The 18,396-nt window shown below is 36.2% G+C and carries 16 protein-coding genes and 1 tRNA gene; 13 read left to right on the forward strand and 4 right to left on the reverse strand.

The window, feature by feature from the left end; all coding sequences use genetic code 11:
• The first annotated feature begins 340 nt into the window (after nt 1–340).
• Complete coding sequence (locus Q1K34_RS16865; RefSeq protein ID WP_300441574.1) at nt 341–595, forward strand: hypothetical protein; 255 nt, start codon at nt 341–343, stop codon at nt 593–595.
• A 137-nt stretch (nt 596–732) separates the two neighbouring features.
• A tRNA-Arg gene (locus tag Q1K34_RS16870) sits at nt 733–806 on the forward strand.
• 113 nt (nt 807–919) lie between these two features.
• Here the strand turns inward: Q1K34_RS16870 and Q1K34_RS16875 are convergent.
• Nucleotides 920–1,633 (reverse strand): glycosyltransferase family 2 protein, encoded by a 714-nt coding sequence (locus tag Q1K34_RS16875; RefSeq protein ID WP_300441576.1) that lies wholly within the window; start codon nt 1,631–1,633, stop codon nt 920–922.
• A 294-nt stretch (nt 1,634–1,927) separates the two neighbouring features.
• Here Q1K34_RS16875 and Q1K34_RS16880 point away from each other — a divergent pair, with 294 nt between their 5' ends.
• The 3 genes from Q1K34_RS16880 to Q1K34_RS16890 are packed head-to-tail and all read left to right on the forward strand — an operon-like array spanning nt 1,928 to nt 5,745.
• On the forward strand, nt 1,928–3,778 hold the full coding sequence (locus Q1K34_RS16880) for a tyrosine/phenylalanine carboxypeptidase domain-containing protein (RefSeq protein WP_300441578.1): 1,851 nt from the start codon (nt 1,928–1,930) through the stop codon (nt 3,776–3,778).
• A complete protein-coding gene (locus Q1K34_RS16885) occupies nt 3,775–4,824 on the forward strand; it encodes a glutathione synthetase (protein WP_300441581.1) in 1,050 nt (349 codons plus the stop codon). The genes Q1K34_RS16880 and Q1K34_RS16885 overlap by 4 nt, the downstream gene beginning before the upstream one ends.
• Nucleotides 4,825–4,833: 9 nt before the next feature.
• On the forward strand, nt 4,834–5,745 hold the full coding sequence (locus tag Q1K34_RS16890) for a succinylglutamate desuccinylase/aspartoacylase family protein (RefSeq protein WP_300441584.1): 912 nt from the start codon (nt 4,834–4,836) through the stop codon (nt 5,743–5,745).
• Between the two features lie 134 nt (nt 5,746–5,879).
• On the opposite strand, the gene Q1K34_RS16895 is transcribed toward Q1K34_RS16890, so the two are convergent.
• The gene (locus tag Q1K34_RS16895; RefSeq protein ID WP_300441586.1) at nt 5,880–7,010 is read right to left on the reverse strand and encodes a lactonase family protein; all 1,131 of its coding nucleotides are present in this window, start codon (nt 7,008–7,010) and stop codon (nt 5,880–5,882) included.
• A gap of 17 nt (nt 7,011–7,027) precedes the next feature.
• Complete coding sequence (gene corA / locus Q1K34_RS16900; protein ID WP_300441589.1) at nt 7,028–8,107, reverse strand: magnesium/cobalt transporter CorA; 1,080 nt, start codon at nt 8,105–8,107, stop codon at nt 7,028–7,030.
• Between the two features lie 143 nt (nt 8,108–8,250).
• Here corA and recQ point away from each other — a divergent pair, with 143 nt between their 5' ends.
• Entirely contained in the window at nt 8,251–10,359 is a 2,109-nt protein-coding gene (gene recQ / locus Q1K34_RS16905; protein WP_300441592.1) for a DNA helicase RecQ, read from the forward strand.
• Here recQ and truA read toward each other — a convergent pair.
• Complete coding sequence (gene truA, locus Q1K34_RS16910; RefSeq protein WP_300441595.1) at nt 10,356–11,144, reverse strand: tRNA pseudouridine(38-40) synthase TruA; 789 nt, start codon at nt 11,142–11,144, stop codon at nt 10,356–10,358. The genes recQ and truA overlap by 4 nt on opposite strands.
• Before the next feature lie 444 nt (nt 11,145–11,588).
• Between truA and Q1K34_RS16915 the strand changes: the two genes are divergently transcribed.
• The 7 genes from Q1K34_RS16915 to Q1K34_RS16945 all read left to right on the forward strand — a co-directional run bounded on the left by Q1K34_RS16915 (nt 11,589) and on the right by Q1K34_RS16945 (nt 18,150).
• A complete protein-coding gene (locus Q1K34_RS16915) occupies nt 11,589–12,596 on the forward strand; it encodes a DUF3616 domain-containing protein (protein WP_300441598.1) in 1,008 nt (335 codons plus the stop codon).
• 105 nt (nt 12,597–12,701) lie between these two features.
• Nucleotides 12,702–13,193 carry a GyrI-like domain-containing protein gene (locus tag Q1K34_RS16920; RefSeq protein ID WP_300441600.1) on the forward strand — a complete coding sequence of 164 codons (492 nt, stop codon included), beginning with the start codon at nt 12,702–12,704 and terminating at the stop codon, nt 13,191–13,193.
• Between the two features lie 36 nt (nt 13,194–13,229).
• A complete protein-coding gene (locus Q1K34_RS16925) occupies nt 13,230–14,063 on the forward strand; it encodes a DUF1853 family protein (protein ID WP_300441602.1) in 834 nt (277 codons plus the stop codon).
• Between the two features lie 107 nt (nt 14,064–14,170).
• Nucleotides 14,171–15,049, forward strand: coding sequence for a cation diffusion facilitator family transporter (locus Q1K34_RS16930; protein ID WP_300441605.1), 879 nt, complete (start codon nt 14,171–14,173; stop codon nt 15,047–15,049).
• Between the two features lie 129 nt (nt 15,050–15,178).
• Nucleotides 15,179–16,333, forward strand: a complete 1,155-nt coding sequence (locus Q1K34_RS16935; RefSeq protein ID WP_300441608.1) for a hypothetical protein — start codon at nt 15,179–15,181, stop codon at nt 16,331–16,333.
• A gap of 215 nt (nt 16,334–16,548) precedes the next feature.
• Nucleotides 16,549–17,286, forward strand: coding sequence for an NYN domain-containing protein (locus Q1K34_RS16940; RefSeq protein WP_300441611.1), 738 nt, complete (start codon nt 16,549–16,551; stop codon nt 17,284–17,286).
• Between the two features lie 9 nt (nt 17,287–17,295).
• Nucleotides 17,296–18,150: a pirin family protein gene (locus tag Q1K34_RS16945; RefSeq protein ID WP_300441614.1), complete on the forward strand. Its 855-nt coding sequence runs from the start codon at nt 17,296–17,298 to the stop codon at nt 18,148–18,150.
• The last annotated feature ends 246 nt before the right edge of the window (nt 18,151–18,396 follow it).

Genomic DNA, 18,396 nt, shown 5'->3' on the forward strand with positions numbered 1-18,396 from the left:
CCACTGTATGATCATTCTTCCTGAAAACAGTAATTGTGCGATAAATCCAAGACTATAAATTATCCAATTCTCCATTATTCATTTTTAGTTTTAAAAATGAAAATCAGGTTATAAAATATGCATTTAGAAAAGTAAAAAATATGAGTCATGAAAGCTATCAGGAAGTTTTCAGCTAAATTAATATTATTTCTTAAACCTTAAGTATAGTCATTTACCGATTAATTCTGGCTATTCAAAGATTTTCCAATCATTCCGTACTAACAGGTAAGAATTACCTTTATATTTGATTCACCAAATCTATTGAAACCTCCTGCTTGGCTAACTAAAACTTTAATTGGTTATGCTATTACAACAGGATTATATCCTCAACACAAAGGAAGAATATAAACAGATCGATACAGTTAAAGAATGGATTCAGAATATTCATGAATCCGGTACATTCTTTAATCTTTCCCTTAGGACATTAGAAATGATTCGCAGGTTCAACAATTTATATAGCAAGATTTTTGAAGAAGAAGCGGCGACTCCCAGCAACTTAAATCAGTTGATAATAACTGCAAAAGGCCTGGAACCAGAATTAATTAGGGAAAATTAAAAAGCCACTAATCCCTCTATAGACTGATAATCAAAAACTTCCTTTGGGAAGTTTTTCTATTTCTAGGGTTGACGGATTTTTTAGAGAAAAAAACATTGTATTATTTATAAAGTGGCTTATATTTGCAACCGCAAAACGGTGGCATAGCTCAGCTGGATAGAGCACCTGCCTTCTAAGCAGGCGGTCCCAGGTTCGAATCCTGGTGCCATCACGAAAAGCCTTCTCACTCTGAGAAGGCTTTTTTGTTTTAATCGTAGCTAAGAATACTGCCGGGTCCCGGATCATTCTAAAAAGAATAGTAGAGACAGCAATGAGATAGATTGTTTAGGATTTTTTGGAAACCTTATAATTTATGTAATTCTTCTTCATCCATAAATAGGCGAAGCAATCCATTAAAGGTTTAAATAATCTATTTCTAAGACCAAATTTAGGAGTACCCGCCATCCTGGGAAAATGCTTTATAGGAACCTGTTTAATTCGCCCTCCCTGCAATAAAATCATAGCAGGTAAAAAACGATGAAGTCCGCTGAACATCGGAATTCTTTTAGCATAATCTGTCTTGATGATTTTTAAAGGACAGCCTGTATCATACATACCATCGTGGGTAAACCAGTTTCTAACAGTATTGGCAACGAGAGATGAAAAATTTTTTATTCCGGAATCTTTACGTTCGTGACGGAAACCGTTTACCAGATCATAGTCTTCAATTTCCTTTAAAAGCAACTCAAAATCAAAAGGATCGGTTTGCAGATCTGAATCTATATAACCGGTAAGATTGGTGCTAGAATAATCAAAACCTGCCTTGATAGCCGCACTAAGTCCTCGATTTTCTTCAAAACTGATATAGTTGAATTCTGGATTACGTTCACAAATGGCAATCATCAATTCTTCAGAATTATCAATAGACCCGTCATTCACAAAGAGAACGCTGCATTTTATACTGGCCCTGGAAATATAATCCTTCATCTTCTCCTCCACTCTGCTAAGGTTTTCTTCCTCATTATATAGAGGCACAATGATCGTAAGGCTATAATGCATATATCAATATAAATTTTCGCAAAAATAGACTTAAAAATAAGAAATGACAATCATCACCGGCGCACATTGAACTTCAGGAGAAAATAGTTAATATACTGGTCTGGTTCCTTCGAATACTGCTACGAACTTTCACATTAATTTATAAGCCTTTCATAAAGAATTGTCAAAAGGCTAAAATTTGGGCTTATTACCTATTAATCTTCCTAAATTAGGTATTTAAACAAATGTGAACTAATTAAGAATCAACATTGACAGGCTATGTTTGGCCTTCAATTAGACAAAGTTTTCAAAGTAATGCAGGAAATACCTGATTTATCTGAGAATTCCATTGAGCAAATTTTAACAATTCTTGAAAAAGAAAATGAAATAAGTTGCCAACTTCCCGGCAAAGGCGTTTTACATATTGAAAAAGAGCTTCCTTATCTCGTTATTTACCGCAGAAAAGAGAATGATAAAGGAACTAGAAGGTTTGTAACGAATGAATCTTCTTATTTAGTAGTTGGAACTGAAGATTTCGAAGGGTACCAAAAGCTGCTTTATAAAATCTCAGATCAGATTTCGGCTGAAACCGAATCATTTCTTTTATTCGAAATTTATGCGGGTGATCCAAATTCGTCTAAAATCAGAATAAAAGGCCCGGCTCAAAAATTACCAACAACCCTGGATACTTTAAAAGAAAATTTTCTAAAAGTAAATTCTGAATTTACCGGTATTTATCTTGACACAGAAATAGTAGATACACCACACAGGCAACCAGAAGGAGAAGCTCCTTTAATGAAAGTTGAGGATGCAAAAAGTTGTGGAGCAGTAGTAGTTGGACTCGAAATCCCTCCTATTTACCGAAATGGAGATAATGAACTATATCCGGTCTTTTTCAGAAATTTTAAAGATTTTTTAATAGAAGCTATTCACCGTTCCTTTTTTGAATTTATCAGGGTACAAACTTCTGGGGGAGTAGCCAGTTTTAATGCACTTGGGAGGAAATATCTAAAACAGATAGTTTTTGATATAGATAAACAGCTCGCAGATATTGAAAGGTCCTATCAATTTCTATGGCTTGTATCACCCGCAAATATACATGACATTAAAAAGAAATTTTTTGAAAGCGATTACCAAAAAGTTATAGACTATCACTACCGGCTATTACCCATAGACCCCGATGTTCTTAAAAGAAAGTTGTACAATTTAAAGATCGAAGATATAGATGATCCGGCTATGTCTTATCTATTTAGGGAAAAACGCGAAGAACTGGATATGCAAATTAGCATGTTAAACGAGCGTGGCACTACTAATTTTATGTATGATAGTATTCGCCTTTATAAGGGTGTGGAAAATTCGCTTTGCGAAGAAGCAAGAAAAATTTTAAGTGCAGTAGAAGAAGAAACTGAAATAGATGAAGAGGATCTACTAGATTCTAAGGCCTTCAGTAGTATGGCCAGAAAAGAATTTGATTATTTCCGTGAGCAGGATGAAAATTTTAAATGCAGAGTTCATATTAGAAAAGATGTGAACGTGATGATGGTCTCTCACGGTGAACTGTATATTCCTGCAGATTATAAAATGAAGCGTATTGAAGCTGAGGCTCTTATTCAGCATGAAGTAGGCACCCATGTGCTAACCTATTACAATGGTAGCAATCAACCACTAAATCAGTTAAGTATAGGACTGGCAGATTATGACCCTCTCCAGGAAGGACTTGCTGTGATGTCCGAATTTATGGTAGATGGACTTACCGCAAATAGGTTAAGAATTCTTGCCGGCAGGGTAATTGCCGGAGAAGCATTAATGGAAGGTGGTAATTTTCAGGAGATTTTCAGATTACTGAAATTAGATTATGGTTTTTCTCCGGAAAGAGCTTTTAACATCACTTCCAGAATTATGCAGGGAGGTGGATTTCTAAAAGATATTATTTATTTAAAAGGCCTGGTATTACTAAAAGAATACTTAAAAAATGGAGGCGAATATGAGCCTCTGCTTGCCGGAAAATATGGTATAAAACACACCGATATAATTAAAGAACTCACAGACCGAAAAGTTCTTAAGCCTGTGCAGGTAAAACCAAGTTACCTGCATAGTAAGAAAATGCACGAAAAATTAAATTTAATCAGGAAAGGCCTGAGCCTTCCACAAATGGTATGTAAATGAAAATATGTTTTGTTTTAAATGATGTCGCAACAGAGAAAAATGGTACTTCTACCGCATTGATGTCTATGGCACATCAAAGAGGTCATGAAGTTTATGCGATGGGTGTTGGGGATTTTACATTCCATCACCATAAACCTATTAGTATAAATGCAGTTTCAGTGCCAAAAAGTTTTAAGAGTAAATCTCCTCAAAAATTTTTAGAGGCGCTGCAGGATAAGAAAAATAAGCTAAAAACAATAGATTCCTCAAAACTCGATGTTTTATTCATTCGTAACAATCCTACGGAAGAAGATGGAAGACAGTGGGCTGAACAGGCGGGTATTGCTTTCGGAAGGATGATTCAGCAGGAAGAGGTTTTAGTATTGAATGATGCGTATGCATTATCTCATGCTTTTATAGATAAATTATATTTTGAAGAGCTTCCGCAGGAGATAAAACCTTCCTCCATTATTACGCGTGATAAAGATCAAATTCTGAATTTCTGGGAAAACCAGAAAAATAAGAAAATGGTTCTAAAACCTTTAGAGGGTTCAGGTGGTCAGGACGTTTATCTCATTGATGAGCATGAAAAAAATGTAAATCAGATCATTACACATTTAAGCTCCCAGGGATATGTGATCTCACAGGAGTATCTTCCTGCCGGAAAAGATGGAGATGTCCGGGTATTGCTAGTAAATGGGAAAGTGATGGAAAAAGACGGAAAAAAAGCAATTATTAGAAGAGTAAGCGGAGAGGGAGAATTCAGGAGTAATTTTTCTGTAGGTGCAACTGCAGATAGCAGCGACCTGACTCCGGCAATGCAACGAATTATAGATCTTACTGCTCCTAAATTAATTCGTGATGGATTATTTTTCGTTGGACTTGATATTGTAGATGATAAGCTAATTGAGATCAATGTGCTTAGTCCTGGAGGAATGGAGCGATTCAAAGATATCGGACTTCCTGCCTTCACCGATTATATAATTGAAGCTATTGAAAGAAAAGTGGAGTTTAAGGAAATTTATAAGGGTCAGCTGAGTAACCGAACCCTTGCAACCATGGATTAAAATTTTAATATGAGCACAGCTTTGAAGAAAGATATTCCCAGAATTTTAGGAAAATATAGTTCAGGAAAAAAAGGGCCTCTCCTTTTTGTAACTGCCGGTATTCACGGAAATGAGCCTAGCGGGGTAAAAGCTTTGATAAATGTTTTTGAAGAACTGGAAAAGACAAAACCTGAGATAGAAGGTACTATTGTTGGTGTTTCCGGTAATAAAAAAGCCCTGAATCAAAATAAGCGGTATATAGATGAAGATCTTAACAGAACCTGGACAGAAGAGAATATAGAGAAAAATCAGCCAGATTCCCATGAAGAACGGGAGATGTTTGAGATTATTGAAGTTTTGAAAGAGCAGTCGAAAGGTGATTTCACGAAGAGATATTTTCTGGATTGTCATACTACCTCCTCTGCAAGCCTGCCTTATGTTTCGGTTCAGGAGGTGAATGATAATGATGAATGGGCACATAAATTTCCTACCTATATTATTCGTGGATTCAGCGATATAATTACGGGCGATATAGATCATTACCTCAGCAGGATTGGTATGACTGGTTTTGTGTTTGAAGCGGGACAGCATACAGATAAGACTTCTCAGGAAAATCATGAAGGAGTTATCTGGCTGGCGTTGAAGGAAGCTTGCGGCCTGGATCTGAAAAAGATTTCTACTTATCCGGAATGCGTGGATCGTTTTGCAAAAAAGAACGCTCCGGAACAAAAAACTTTTGAAATTCTTTATAGGCATGGCTTAGAAGATTCAGATATATTTGAAATGGAACCTGGCTATGAGAACTTTCAGAAGATTGAAAAAGGGGAATTACTCGCTAAACAAAACGGTAATGACGTAAAAAGCGAATGGGATGCCCATATTTTTATGCCTCTCTATCAATCACAGGGAAATGATGGATTTTTTGTGGTAAAAGAAGTTTAGGAGAATGATTTAAGAAAAGCATTGTGAACTTAGTGAAGCAATCTCTCTTTTGAATCTAAAAAATGTAGAGATTGCTTCCTATTCACAGTAAAATGTCCTGGTATTTTGGATCTTTTAATCGGTTCCAAAAACAATTATTTTACAAACTCTAAACAAACCGGTGTTTTAATTTCAAATACCGGCTCCTGGGGTTTTAATTTTCCCGTATCAGCATTGATTTTATACGTGGTGATATTACCGGTATCCTGACTGGCAGCATAAAGGTATTTCCCAAAGGGTGAAATAGCAAAGTTCCTGGGAGTTTTCCCCGCTACCGGTACAAAATCAACATTGGATAGCATTCCTGAATCTTCAACCTTAAATATGGCAATACTATTATGTCCCCTGTTGGAAGCATAAATAAATTTTCCAGAAGGATGAATATGAATATCAGCTCCAGAGTTAGACTGCTTATAAGATTCTGGCAATGATGATTTATTTTGTATCAGTTCCAATCCGCCATCTTTAAGAACTTTAAAAGTGCTAACTGTACTATTCAATTCATTCATAGAATAAGCATAGCTCCCGTTTTTAGCAAAACTTATATGCCTGGGACCCGCTCCCTTTTTAAGTTCGATAAATTGCTGTTCATGAGGGACTAATTTTCCGTCCTTAAAATCGAAGATCCATATCTTATCATTTCCGAGGTCAGCGATATAAGCATAACGATTATCACCACTTATCTTTACGGAATGAGCATGTGATTCCTGCGGATTTTTCAGATTAATTTCCTGGTTTTGAAGCAGGCTACCATCAGCATTTATCTTATAAGACATCACCACTCCGCCTAAATAATTACTTACAAAGACATATTTATTGGAGCGGTCTATCGCAATATGGCAAGGTGCAGGTGCTCCGGATGATTTCTTGCTAATCTCCTTTAATTTTCCATCTTCCAGGATTTCATAGGAATAGATAAAACCATGATCTCCGTCATTGGGGCCTAATTCACTAACCGCAAATAAATATTTACCCATCCTACCAACTTTTAAAAAAGATGGATTCACCACTTCAGCAACCGTTCCTTTTAATTCAAGATGACCGTTATCGGAATTTTGATGCAGCAGGTAGATACCTTTTGCTTTTCCATCTACATGTCCTTCAGTTTTGGTATAGGTTCCTACGTACATCTTATTCATTGAATCATTTATCTTAGTCCTTTCTTCCTGGGCAAAAGATATATTTAAAGTGATTAAACTGAATATACTTATAAATAAAATTTTCATCTTCTAAAATTAGGAGTTTATATCCATTTTTTTCTTTTGAAGTAATAGAGCATCAGAAGAAAAATGATGATCATGACTCCCCAAAGTACGAAATAACTATATCTCCATTGTAATTCCGGAATATATTCGAAGTTCATCCCGTAGATACCGGCAATGAAAGTTAAAGGAATAAAGATACTTGCCATGATGGTAAGCACCTTCATCACTTCATTCATTTTATTGCTAATCGTGGTCATATACATATCCATTAGGCCCCAGATCATTTCACGATAGATATCTATGTTTTCTGAAATTTGAATAATATGATCATACAGGTCCCTTATAAAATTGCTGGTATGAGGATCTATAAGTTCGCTATCCATTTTTTCCAATCGGCTAATAACCTCCCGAAGGGGAAAAACAGCTCTTCGAATCCTTAAAATATTCCTTTTTAGATCCTGAATCTCATAAGTAATATCGTCACTGGGACGTGATGTAAATAAGCTTTCCTCCAGGCTTTCAATACGATCGCTCATATCGTCTATTACCAGGAAATAATTATCGATGATAGAATCCAATAGCGCAAACATTAAATAATCTGCTCCGCGGGACCTGATCCTGCCTTTAGCTGTTTCTATCCGCTCTCTAATTGGGTCAAAAACATCCCCATCTGCTTCCTGAAAAGTAAGTACATAATTCTTACCCACGATCATACTGATGTGTTCATTTTCAATCTCGCCATTTTTATAGTAAAGCATCTGTGCCACTATAAAGAGATAATCCTGATATTCTTCAATTTTAGGACGTTGCCCTGTGTTTACAATATCTTCCATCACCAAAGGATGAAGCTCATAATAATCACCTAGCTTCTCTATTTCCTCAACATTACTAAGCCCGTCTATATTGAACCAGGTTATACTATGTTCATCTACAAATGAAAATGCATCTTCGGGTGTGGTAGAACTAAACCTTTCAAATCGTTCTTTATTATAATCTATAACATCAAGCTTGGTTTCAACAGCCTCCTTGTTACCCACATAGGTCATGGTTCCGGGAACCTGATTTACAGATTTGGTAGTTTTAGGACGTCGAAGCATCAGCTTTCTCCTCTTGGCCATAAGTAGAATAAATTTTTATTAAAAGTACTAATTATCTCCTAACAGAAATTTGAATATAAGCATTTGAATAAAATTCAGATTCTTTCAGATAAATCCTTCTTAGGAATTACATAAAATATACACTTAATTTTACCTTTGCAATTATGAAAGAAGCTGTCCTGCTCGATACGTTGAAAGAGTATTTTGGTTATGAGAAATTTAGACCCTTACAAAAGAAGATCATAAATTCTGTATTTGATGGCCGGGATAATTTAGTGATCATGCCTACAGGGGGCGGCAAATCTATTTGTTACCAGTTACCAGCCATTTTACTTTCTGAAATTTCCCTGGTTATTTCTCCCTTAATTGCCCTGATGAAAGATCAGGTAGATGGATTGAATGCCAATGGAGTTCCTGCCGCATATCTAAACAGTAGCCAGGAAGAGGCAGACAAGCAGGCTATTTTTCAGAAGATTGAGAATAAAGAGATCAAATTGCTTTATGTAGCCCCGGAGAGCCTTCAGCTGGTAGATCGTTTTCTGGTAGATGGAAAGGTAGATCTTATTGCTATTGATGAAGCACATTGTATATCAAGCTGGGGGCATGATTTCAGGCCAGCATATACGCAATTGGGATATTTGAAGAACCGCTTCCCTTCTACCCCAATTTTGGCCCTGACCGCAACTGCAGATAAAGCCACCCGAAATGATATTTGCAAACAGCTTAATATTCCAAAAGCTGAAAAACATATCGCTTCCTTTGATCGCAAAAACCTTAGCCTGGAGGTGAAGCCCGGAATCAAAAGGTTTGAACAGATCACGCAGTTCCTTAAGAACCGCCAAAATGAAAGCGGAATCATTTATTGTCTAAGCCGAAAAACCACCGAAGAACTTGCCTTAAAACTTAAGGCAAAAGGTTTTAAAGCTGAAGCCTATCACGCAGGCATAGATCATCTTAACAGGTCGCAGATCCAGGATGATTTTATCAATGATGAAAAACAGATTATTTGTGCGACCATAGCCTTTGGGATGGGGATCGATAAATCCAATATCCGTTGGGTGATCCATTATAATATGCCGAAAAATCTGGAAGGCTATTACCAGGAGATTGGCCGTGCAGGTCGAGATGGATTACCATCAGACACCCTACTATTTCACAGCTATGCCGATGTGGTGCAACTTCAGAAATTTGCTTCCAATGCTAAAAACGAAGAAGTTCAATTAGCGAAGTTAGACCGGATGAAGCAATATTCCGAAGCATTTAGCTGCAGGCGAAAGATCCTGCTTAGCTATTTTGGAGAATATCTGGCTGAAGATTGCGGCAACTGCGATATTTGCAGGAATCCGCCAGAGTTTTTCGACGGAACCATTATCGCACAAAAAGCCCTTTCCTGTATTTTCAGACTGAAGGGAGCTGAGCCTATTTCAGCAGTGATAGACGTCTTGCGTGGCTCTCAAAATGAAGTGGTAAGAAGAAACAACTATGAACAACTCTCTACCTACGGGATTGGAAAGGATATTTCCTGGAGACACTGGCAGCAATACCTAATTCAGCTTATTAATCTTGGCTATGTTGAAATAGCCTTCGATCAAAATAACCATCTTCGGCTAACTGAACAGTCCAAAAAAGTCTTATTCGAAAACGAAAAGGTTCACCTGGCAGATGTGAAGGAAGAACAATTAAAAACTCCGGCCAAAAAAGCAGCTAAAGTCACAAATTCTCTATTTGAACGCTTAAGACAATTAAGACTCAAAATTGCCAAAGAAGAAGATATTCCTGCCTATCTTATTTTCAACGATGCTGCACTGAAAGACATGGAAAAACAACGGCCAATGTCTGATTCTGAATTTCTTCTTATCGATGGGGTTGGAAGAAAAAAGATGGAAGATTACGGATATAGGTTCATTAAAGAGATTATTGCATTCAGTAAAGATAAGCAAGAGAAAAAACCAAAGAAAAAAACCAAAAAGGGAAATACGCTTCAGGAAACCTTATCGCTCTATACAGATGGCTTAAGTGTGGAAGAGATAGCAAAAGAACGAGGTATGGCAAAAAATACCATTTTCAGCCATCTTATAAAGTTATATGATGAAGGCAAAGAAATAAACCTGCATCAGTTCATTCCAATTTCAGATCTAAAAGCTATCGAGAAAGCCAAAACAGCGCTTGAAAATCCTAATTCTCTAAGAACTTATTTTGAGTATTTTGAAGAAGCTATTCCTTATGAAAATATTAAAATATCCCTCAAAATTCTGGAAGATAAAGAGAATTAATCAAAGCTTATATTTCTGAGAATAAGTCCAGAGGCTGGAGCGATATAATCCATTTGAAGTTGCGGACAATCAGGTTTTAAACTGTCTGCAATATCCTGAAGGTTAAGTTCCCCCCTACCAACCAATACCAAACTGCCCATCATTAATCGCACCTGGTGGCGCAAAAAACCGGCGGCATGAATATGAAAAATATAGGATTTTTCCGGAAAAAAATTCGCTTTGTAAAGAGTATTTTCAACAAGTTCAGCACGTAACATTTCCCTCTCAAAAGTGCTTTTTTCAGAAACCCTTACACAGTAGTTTTTAAAATTATGCCTCCCCTGGAATAAATTAGCTGCCTCTTTCATCTTTTCAATATCAAGATCTTCCTGAAAATTGGCCATAAAAGGGGCACAAAAGGGATGGAATTTATCTCCTATACTAAATAAATAAGCGTATTCTTTGGTTTTGGAATTTTGAATGATATTGAATTTCTCATCAACCTCTTCAATACTTAATGCCCTTATATCCTGGGGAAGGTTTTTATTGAATAGCTCCAGGAATTCCTCCAGGTTTTCTAAAGGCTCATTCTCTAAAAACAATTCAAAAGCCGATTCTTCTGCTGAAACCATAGCATCGGTTCTACTGGTACCAAGAATCTTATATTTTGCCTCGGGCATCACCCAACCCAAAGTTTTTGTGATAAGTCCTTCTACTGTTTTTACATCGGGCTGTTTTTGCCAGCCATGGAGCCTGTAGCCTAAATATTGAACTTTAATAAAGTAATAAAATCGCTTTCGGAACAAATCTGGAATTTTGCACAAATATATTTAAAATTTACTCCAGGATAGTTTGCCAAATAGTAGTGTCTGATAAAAATTTTAAAGAACGAACCTGAACCCAGGATTTTCAATATTTCAAAATTTTTTACTGCTATTTATCCTGCTTTTATAATTTGTTGAATTGTGGTATTCTTTGAAAAACACAATTTCCAACTTCTTTTGTTATTCAGTTAGTTAAGTTCAAGTCTAACTTCTTAGATCCAAAAGCGAAGCGATCTAGTTTCTTTAACCGGACAGGAGTGTTTCACAAATACATTTCAAAAATTACAAACTAATCTTAAAAGCAGGGAAAATCTTTCGAAGCTCTCTAAATCTATTTAAATTGAGGTAAATCGAAATATTATGAAACCCAGTCAGAAAAAAATCAGCAATAGATGTCTACTTAGGTTTGATGAAAAATTTTCGAATTTGGATGATTTAAGAACAGAGATCTCCAGCTGCCTGGCAACAGAGGATAATTTATGGTTAAGTTATGATGAGGACGCAGGAATTGAACGGTTAACTCGTACAGAAAATGGATATGACTATCATAAACATTATGAAATGAATAATTTCCTTGATCTGCCATCGGGAAGTTCTGAATTAGATATGGAAGCACTTGCTTATCAGGAACCCTATTTGTGGTTTTGCGGCAGTATGAGTTTTAAACGTGATTCCCCTTCCAAAGAAGAGTCGCTGGAAAAACAGTTAAGTAGTCTTAGTGATATAGCAACAGACGAAAATAGGTTCAGTTTGGGCCGTATCCCCTGCATAAAAAAGAATGGCACTTACGAACTTTTTAAAGAAATTGAATACCAGGGAAATTCAATTAGGGCATTATTACTTCGGGGAGGCACAAAGAGTACTGAGCTTCATAATGCGTTAATACGGGATGAGCACCTGGAAAGGTTTATGATGATCCCTTGTAAGGATAATGGTTTTGATATTGAAGGTCTGGCTATATATAACGAACGGATTTTTATTGGTTTGCGTGGCCCTGTTCTTAATGGTTACGCGGTTATTTTGGAAATTGGATGTAAAGAATTTGAGGACGAGCTTCTATTATCTCAATTTTCAGAAGAAGGTAAATTATACCGAAAACATTTTATAGATCTTCAAGGAATGGGAATACGTGAGCTAAATATTACTGAGAATGGAGACCTCTACCTTCTTGCCGGTCCAACGATGGATCTCGATGGCACTATTAGTATTTATAAAATAAAAGGCGGACTACCAGAACAACATTCCAGTGTTATCCATGATTCGGAAAGATTATTTGATGTAACCAGGGGAGCAGAAATTGAACATGGAACAGATAAAGCTGAAGGAATGGCATTTTTACCGGACGGCAAGTTATTAATTACCTATGATACTCCGGTCGCAGAGCGTTTAGAGGGTAATACATCGGTATGGATGGATTGTTATGAGTTAAGTTAAAAACTGAAATGAAAGATATAGATGATAATATTTCTTTAATCCCAAAGGATTCTGAGTATTATTCTATATTTGGAATTCTTTGACCAATTTAATTTATAATCTGCAATGATTTCAAAACCGGTAATAAGAGATTTAGAATCTAAAAAGTTGATAGGTATATGTATTGCGACCAGCCTGGCTGATGATAAAACCAGTCTCCTATGGAACAGGTTCATGAAATTAAAAGGATCTATTGAAAATATTACCGGGGAAAACCTTTATTCTGTGCAGATATATGGAGAAAAATTCATGAGTGGTGAATTTGATACTCAATCTGAATTTAGTAAATGGGCGGCCACAGAAGTTTCAAATTATTCAGAAATTCCCAAAGGTTTGGAAAAGCTTGAAATTCCGGGTGGCAAATATGCCGTTTTCACCCATAAAGGCACCGCCAGGGAATTTGCCGAAACCTCTAATTTTATTTTTAATCAATGGCTTCCGGATTCTGATTATAAACTGGATGATCGCCCTCATTTTGAAGTTTTAGGTGAAGATTATAAAGGTCCGGAAAATCCAGAATCACAGGAGGATATTTGGATTCCAATTAAGCTGAAATAAGTTCAGGTTCCTAGAAATTAATAATCAATACATTTATTGAAAGAGTCCAATATATTAGATCAGTTCAAGGGTTTTTTGGATACTCCGGATATTTTTTCAGAAAACCACAAAGGAGATCTCGCTACTTTCAGTTTTAAGAAAGTACAAATTACTAATGAACTGATAGCAGATCTTAAAAAGTTAGATCACCCCAGAAATTCAGTGTTAGGAAAACGAATGGAAAGCTTTTTCGAAGTAGCGATTAAGCATAGCGATAGATATGAACTTATCGCTTCCAATATTCAGGTTATTGCTAATAAACAAACCCTGGGAGAACTTGATTTTCTCATTTACGACAGGCTATATTCAAAACCACTACACATAGAGCTAGTGTATAAATTATATATCTATGATAAAACTTTCTCTTCAGAAATAAACCGATGGATTGGTCCCAACAGGCGGGATAGTCTTTATGAGAAGTTTTCGCGACTTAAATCCAGGCAATTTCCCCTATTATATAAATCTGAAACTTCAGAATATTTAAATGATCTTAATATTTCGACAGATAAAATTGAACAACAATTATGTTTCAAAGCTCAGCTTTTCACAGAAGATTCTAATATTACTTATCACCCGGAACTGGTAAATTTAGATTGTATAGCTGGCCACTGGTATCATTTCGATGATTTTATAAAAAAGGCCTGGAAGGATAATTTGTTTTATAGTCCGAAGAAAAAAGACTGGAGTTGTAATCCGGAACATAATTTAAATTGGCTTAGCCAAAGTGAATTACTGAAATTAATAGATTTGCTATTTTCAAAGAATAAAGCTTCATTGGTGTGGATGAAAACAAAAACAACGTATCATAAATTCTTTATAGTCTGGTGGTGATAACAATAGGAGAGGTCAGAATCATTTTCTTTATATAGAATTATAATCGCCTGTAAATAGTGAAACCAGGTAATTCTGCTAAATTTGTAGACTCCAAATTCAAAGTTATGCAACCGGAATACCGGGAAGTGATGAAAGCTTCCTATTTTAGTATTGCAGGAAATGCACTCCTGGCTATTGCCAAAGCTGTAACCGGTATATTTGGAAATTCCTATGCCCTTATTGCTGATGCGATAGAATCTACAACAGATGTTTTCTCTTCCCTCTTAGTTTTATTGGGATTGCGATATGCGAATAAACCGGCAGATGAGAACCATCCTTACGGACATGGAAAGATAGAACCACTAATCACCTTTATGGTGGTAGGTTTTTTAATAGTTTCAGCCACTATCATTGCTTACGAAAGTATAGAGAATATAAATACCCCACACGAAGTTCCAGAACCCTACACTCTTATCGTCCTTCTAGTTATCATAATAATCAAAGAAGTCTCGTATAGATTTGTTTCAAAAAAAGGAACTCAAACTAATAGTTCAGCCTTAAAAGCAGACGCCTGGCACCACCGCAGCGATGCAATTACATCTTTAATGGCTTTTATAGGAATTTCCATTGCTCTTTTTATGGGAAAAGGATATGAAAATGCCGACGACTGGGCTGCTTTATTTGCTTCGGGGTTTATCCTCTTTAATGCCTATCTTATTTTAAGACCTGCTTTAGGTGAAGTTATGGATGAACATAGATATGATGATGTGGAGCAACAAATTAGGGTTATTGCCCAGACCAATCCTGGCGTAATTGAAACTGAAAAATGCTTCGTTAGAAAAACCGGGATGACCTACCATGTAGATCTTCATATCGCCGTGAATGCTGAAATTAGTGTGAAACAGGGTCATGATATTGCACATAGGGTTAAAGATGAAATCCTGGAAAAAATTCCCCAGATTGCAGATGTCCTTATTCATGTTGAACCTGATGATGAATTATAATACTAACGTATATTAATATTTTTTCAGAATTATTAAGAAACATTTAGCAGAAACGAGCTGCTAACAGCTTTGAATTAGCGCTGTTTAAGCGTATCTTCTCATTATTAATTAACCGAAAAAATCAAAGTTATGTCGATGATTAATGAGCAAGAATTTAAAAAAATAGCGAATTATAAAAATGAACCTTGTGTTTCAATTTTTATACCCACCCAAAGAGCTGGAAAAGAGGTGCTGGAAGAAAAGAACAAAAAGCATCTCAATTCTCAATGGAATGAGATAAAAAAGAAATTGAAAGCAGATAATATTGCCGAGGATACCATTGAAAAGATAGGTAAACCTATACAAGCTTTGCTGGACGATCGTGGTTTTTGGAGACATCAATCTGATGGTCTCGCAGTATTTTCTTCATCAGATTTCTTTGAAAGTTATACGATTCCTGTAAATTTTGAAGCTTACCACTATATTTCTGATGAATTTTATGTAAAACCATTAATTCCAGCTATGACCGGTGATGGAAGATTTAATATTCTGGCCATTCAACTGGAAGATGTGAATTTATATGAAGCTTCAAAATACAGTATTACTCCAATAGAAATTGAGGATTTAACACCATCCCGACTGGAAGAAAGAGTCGGCTTTGATTATAAGGAAAAAGCCCTACAATTCAGGACCCAGGGAGAAGGTGGTGAGAAAACACAGTTTCATGGCCATGGCGGTAGTGAACGTGATGAAAAGACAGAATTCAAGCAATTTTTTAGGGCGGTAGACCAGGGTATCAAGGATTACTTGAATAAGGAAAAACTACCTTTGGTGGTGTACTGTCAGGATTATTTATTTCCGATTTATCAGGAAGCAAATACCTATAACCATTTATTTGAAAAAGTGATCCCGGGGAATCCTAATGATACCGACATTCTTGGAATTCAGAATAAAGCTCTCGAAATCTTTGAGCCTTATTTGAATGAAAACAGGAATAATAAGATTGAAAAGTATAAGGAATTGAGCAGTACAGAGAATACCACATCTGCAGTTAGCGACATTATTCCTGCAATTTATCAGGGAAAAGTAGATACTTTATTCATTGAAAACCGTGCAGAAGTTTGGGGGAATTACCATGAGGATGAAATGAAAGTAGAACTAAGCGAAGATCGAAATAATGGGAATACTTCATTATTAAACCTGGCAGCTAAAAAAACCATTGAAATGGGCGGAAAAGTCTATCTGGTAGAACATGAATTTATGCCTCAGAAAAAATCGAAAATGAATGCTTTATTAAGGTTCTAAAATTAATAGAGGAGGTTGCTTAAATCAGTATTGAAGCCTATCGCGAAAGAATAAAGCAATCTCTAGTTTGGATTTCAGTTTAGAAGTTGCTGTTTTTTTAACTTCGATGGCATAGTTGGATATTTTTTAGCCAGCCTCCTCTTTTATACATTTTCTTCAGAAATATACCTGACTAATTTTTTAAACGTAACTTTAGTCACCCAAAAATATGACTAATGGAAACTAATCTGGCCGTTTTAATAGACGGCGACAATATACCCTCAGCTCACGTTAAAGAGATGATGGAAGAAATTGCCAAATACGGTAATCCAACGATAAAAAGAATTTACGGAGACTGGACTAAGCCACATTTGAATAAGTGGAAGAATGTTTTACTGGAAAATGCCATTCATCCTATTCAGCAATATGGCTACACCCAGGGTAAAAATGCCACCGATTCGGCAATGATTATCGATGCGATGGATATTCTTTATTCAAATAAAGTGGATGGATTCTGCCTCGTTTCCAGTGATTCAGATTTCACCCGCCTGGCCACAAGATTAAGAGAAGCCAGTATGAAGGTAATAGGGATTGGTGAAAAGAAAACACCAGACCCCTTCATCGTCGCCTGCGACAAATTCATTTATATTGAAATCTTAAAGAACAATACCAAAGAATCTGAAAGTGACAGGAGCAATAAGGAAAAAGAAAATAAAAAAGCAAATGTAGACAAGATCACTCCAAAAGTGGTCCGCTTGATTTCTCAAACAATATCTGATGTCGCCGATGAGGATGGATGGGCATTTTTAGGAGATGTGGGAAGCTTACTTCAGAAAAAGCAGCCTAACTTCGATTCCAGGAATTATGGATTTCAGAAACTTACTCCTATGATCAATTCTATAGACAAATTTGAAATTGAATCGAGAGAAAATGCAAATTCCAAATTTAAACTAATTTACGTAAGGAATAAATAAATTTCTAAAATGAGAAATATAAAAAAGCTTCATAAAGCAGAATACCGTCCCATGGGAGATTTGGAAACATGGTCTCCCCTACCCACGAGAAATCTGCAGATGATAGATCCTTTTATTTTTCTTAACCATCACGGACCTCAAAAATATCCTCCAAATAATAATGGATTGCCATTTGGTCCTCATCCTCACAGAGGCATGGAAACCGTTACTTTTATATTGGATGGTGACATTGCACATAAAGACAGTGATGGCCATTACAGTGTGATTGAAAGTGGTGGTGTGCAATGGATGACTGCCGGGCGCGGATTACTACATTCTGAAATCTCTTCCAAAGAATTTAAAGAACAAGGCGGACCTTTGGAGATCCTACAGTTATGGGTGAATTTACCGAAAAGATTAAAGATGATGCAGCCCGCTTATAGCGGACTTCAGGAAGAACAGATCTCTGTCTGGAAAAATAAGGAAGGATCTATTAGAGCTCAGGTAGTATCTGGGAATTTTAAAGGTATTCGTGGTGCTTTTGATACTCCAACCTCGGTAGCCTTATCTCTCGTTCATTTTGAAGAAGATTCTGAAATTCAGCTGGAAATACCAAAATCTGATAATATTTTTTTCTATGTAATACGTGGAGCTTTAGAAGTAAATGAAATAAAAGTCCCTGAACTTCACTTAGCCGAATTTTCTAAGAATAGTGAAATTCTGAATATTACAGCTAAAGAGAAAAGCATCCTCTTGCTGGGACATGCCGAACCATTCAATGAAAATGTAGTTTTTGGTGGACCTTTTGTAATGAATTCTGAAGAGGAGATACAGCAGGCTTATGAAGATTATAAATCAGGTAAAATGGGAAGTTGGGAAGAATAAAGATCCCGTTATTGGATCATTTTCAACTTTAACCATTTCCTCCGTTGAAAAATTAACATATACACTATAAAAATTAAATAAACTACAAGCAGTACACCGACAGTAATTTTAATCAGTTCATGATCCAAATTTAAAATAAAAGGTAATCCCATTAGAGGTATCAAGGCACCAGCGTATTTAAGATATTTATTAGGACTATCTCATAAACTGTGTAAATAGAAAATAACAGGGGTCGCGACCCCTGTT

The sequence above is a fragment of the Christiangramia sp. genome, from assembly GCF_029937855.1.
GTDB lineage: Bacteria > Bacteroidota > Bacteroidia > Flavobacteriales > Flavobacteriaceae > Christiangramia.

Excerpts from the sequence above, each read along its gene's own strand:
- Q1K34_RS16865 (WP_300441574.1), top strand. The coding sequence starts at position 341 with ATGCTATTACAACAGGATTATATCCTCAACACAAAGGAAGAATATAAA.
- Q1K34_RS16875 (WP_300441576.1), bottom strand. The coding sequence starts at position 1,633 with ATGCATTATAGCCTTACGATCATTGTGCCTCTATATAATGAGGAAGAA.
- Q1K34_RS16880 (WP_300441578.1), top strand. The coding sequence starts at position 1,928 with ATGCAGGAAATACCTGATTTATCTGAGAATTCCATTGAGCAAATTTTA.
- Q1K34_RS16885 (WP_300441581.1), top strand. The coding sequence starts at position 3,775 with ATGAAAATATGTTTTGTTTTAAATGATGTCGCAACAGAGAAAAATGGT.
- Q1K34_RS16890 (WP_300441584.1), top strand. The coding sequence starts at position 4,834 with ATGAGCACAGCTTTGAAGAAAGATATTCCCAGAATTTTAGGAAAATAT.
- Q1K34_RS16895 (WP_300441586.1), bottom strand. The coding sequence starts at position 7,010 with ATGAAAATTTTATTTATAAGTATATTCAGTTTAATCACTTTAAATATA.
- corA (WP_300441589.1), bottom strand. The coding sequence starts at position 8,107 with ATGGCCAAGAGGAGAAAGCTGATGCTTCGACGTCCTAAAACTACCAAA.
- recQ (WP_300441592.1), top strand. The coding sequence starts at position 8,251 with ATGAAAGAAGCTGTCCTGCTCGATACGTTGAAAGAGTATTTTGGTTAT.
- Q1K34_RS16920 (WP_300441600.1), top strand. The coding sequence starts at position 12,702 with ATGATTTCAAAACCGGTAATAAGAGATTTAGAATCTAAAAAGTTGATA.
- Q1K34_RS16930 (WP_300441605.1), top strand. The coding sequence starts at position 14,171 with ATGCAACCGGAATACCGGGAAGTGATGAAAGCTTCCTATTTTAGTATT.
- Q1K34_RS16935 (WP_300441608.1), top strand. The coding sequence starts at position 15,179 with ATGTCGATGATTAATGAGCAAGAATTTAAAAAAATAGCGAATTATAAA.
- Q1K34_RS16940 (WP_300441611.1), top strand. The coding sequence starts at position 16,549 with ATGGAAACTAATCTGGCCGTTTTAATAGACGGCGACAATATACCCTCA.
- Q1K34_RS16945 (WP_300441614.1), top strand. The coding sequence starts at position 17,296 with ATGAGAAATATAAAAAAGCTTCATAAAGCAGAATACCGTCCCATGGGA.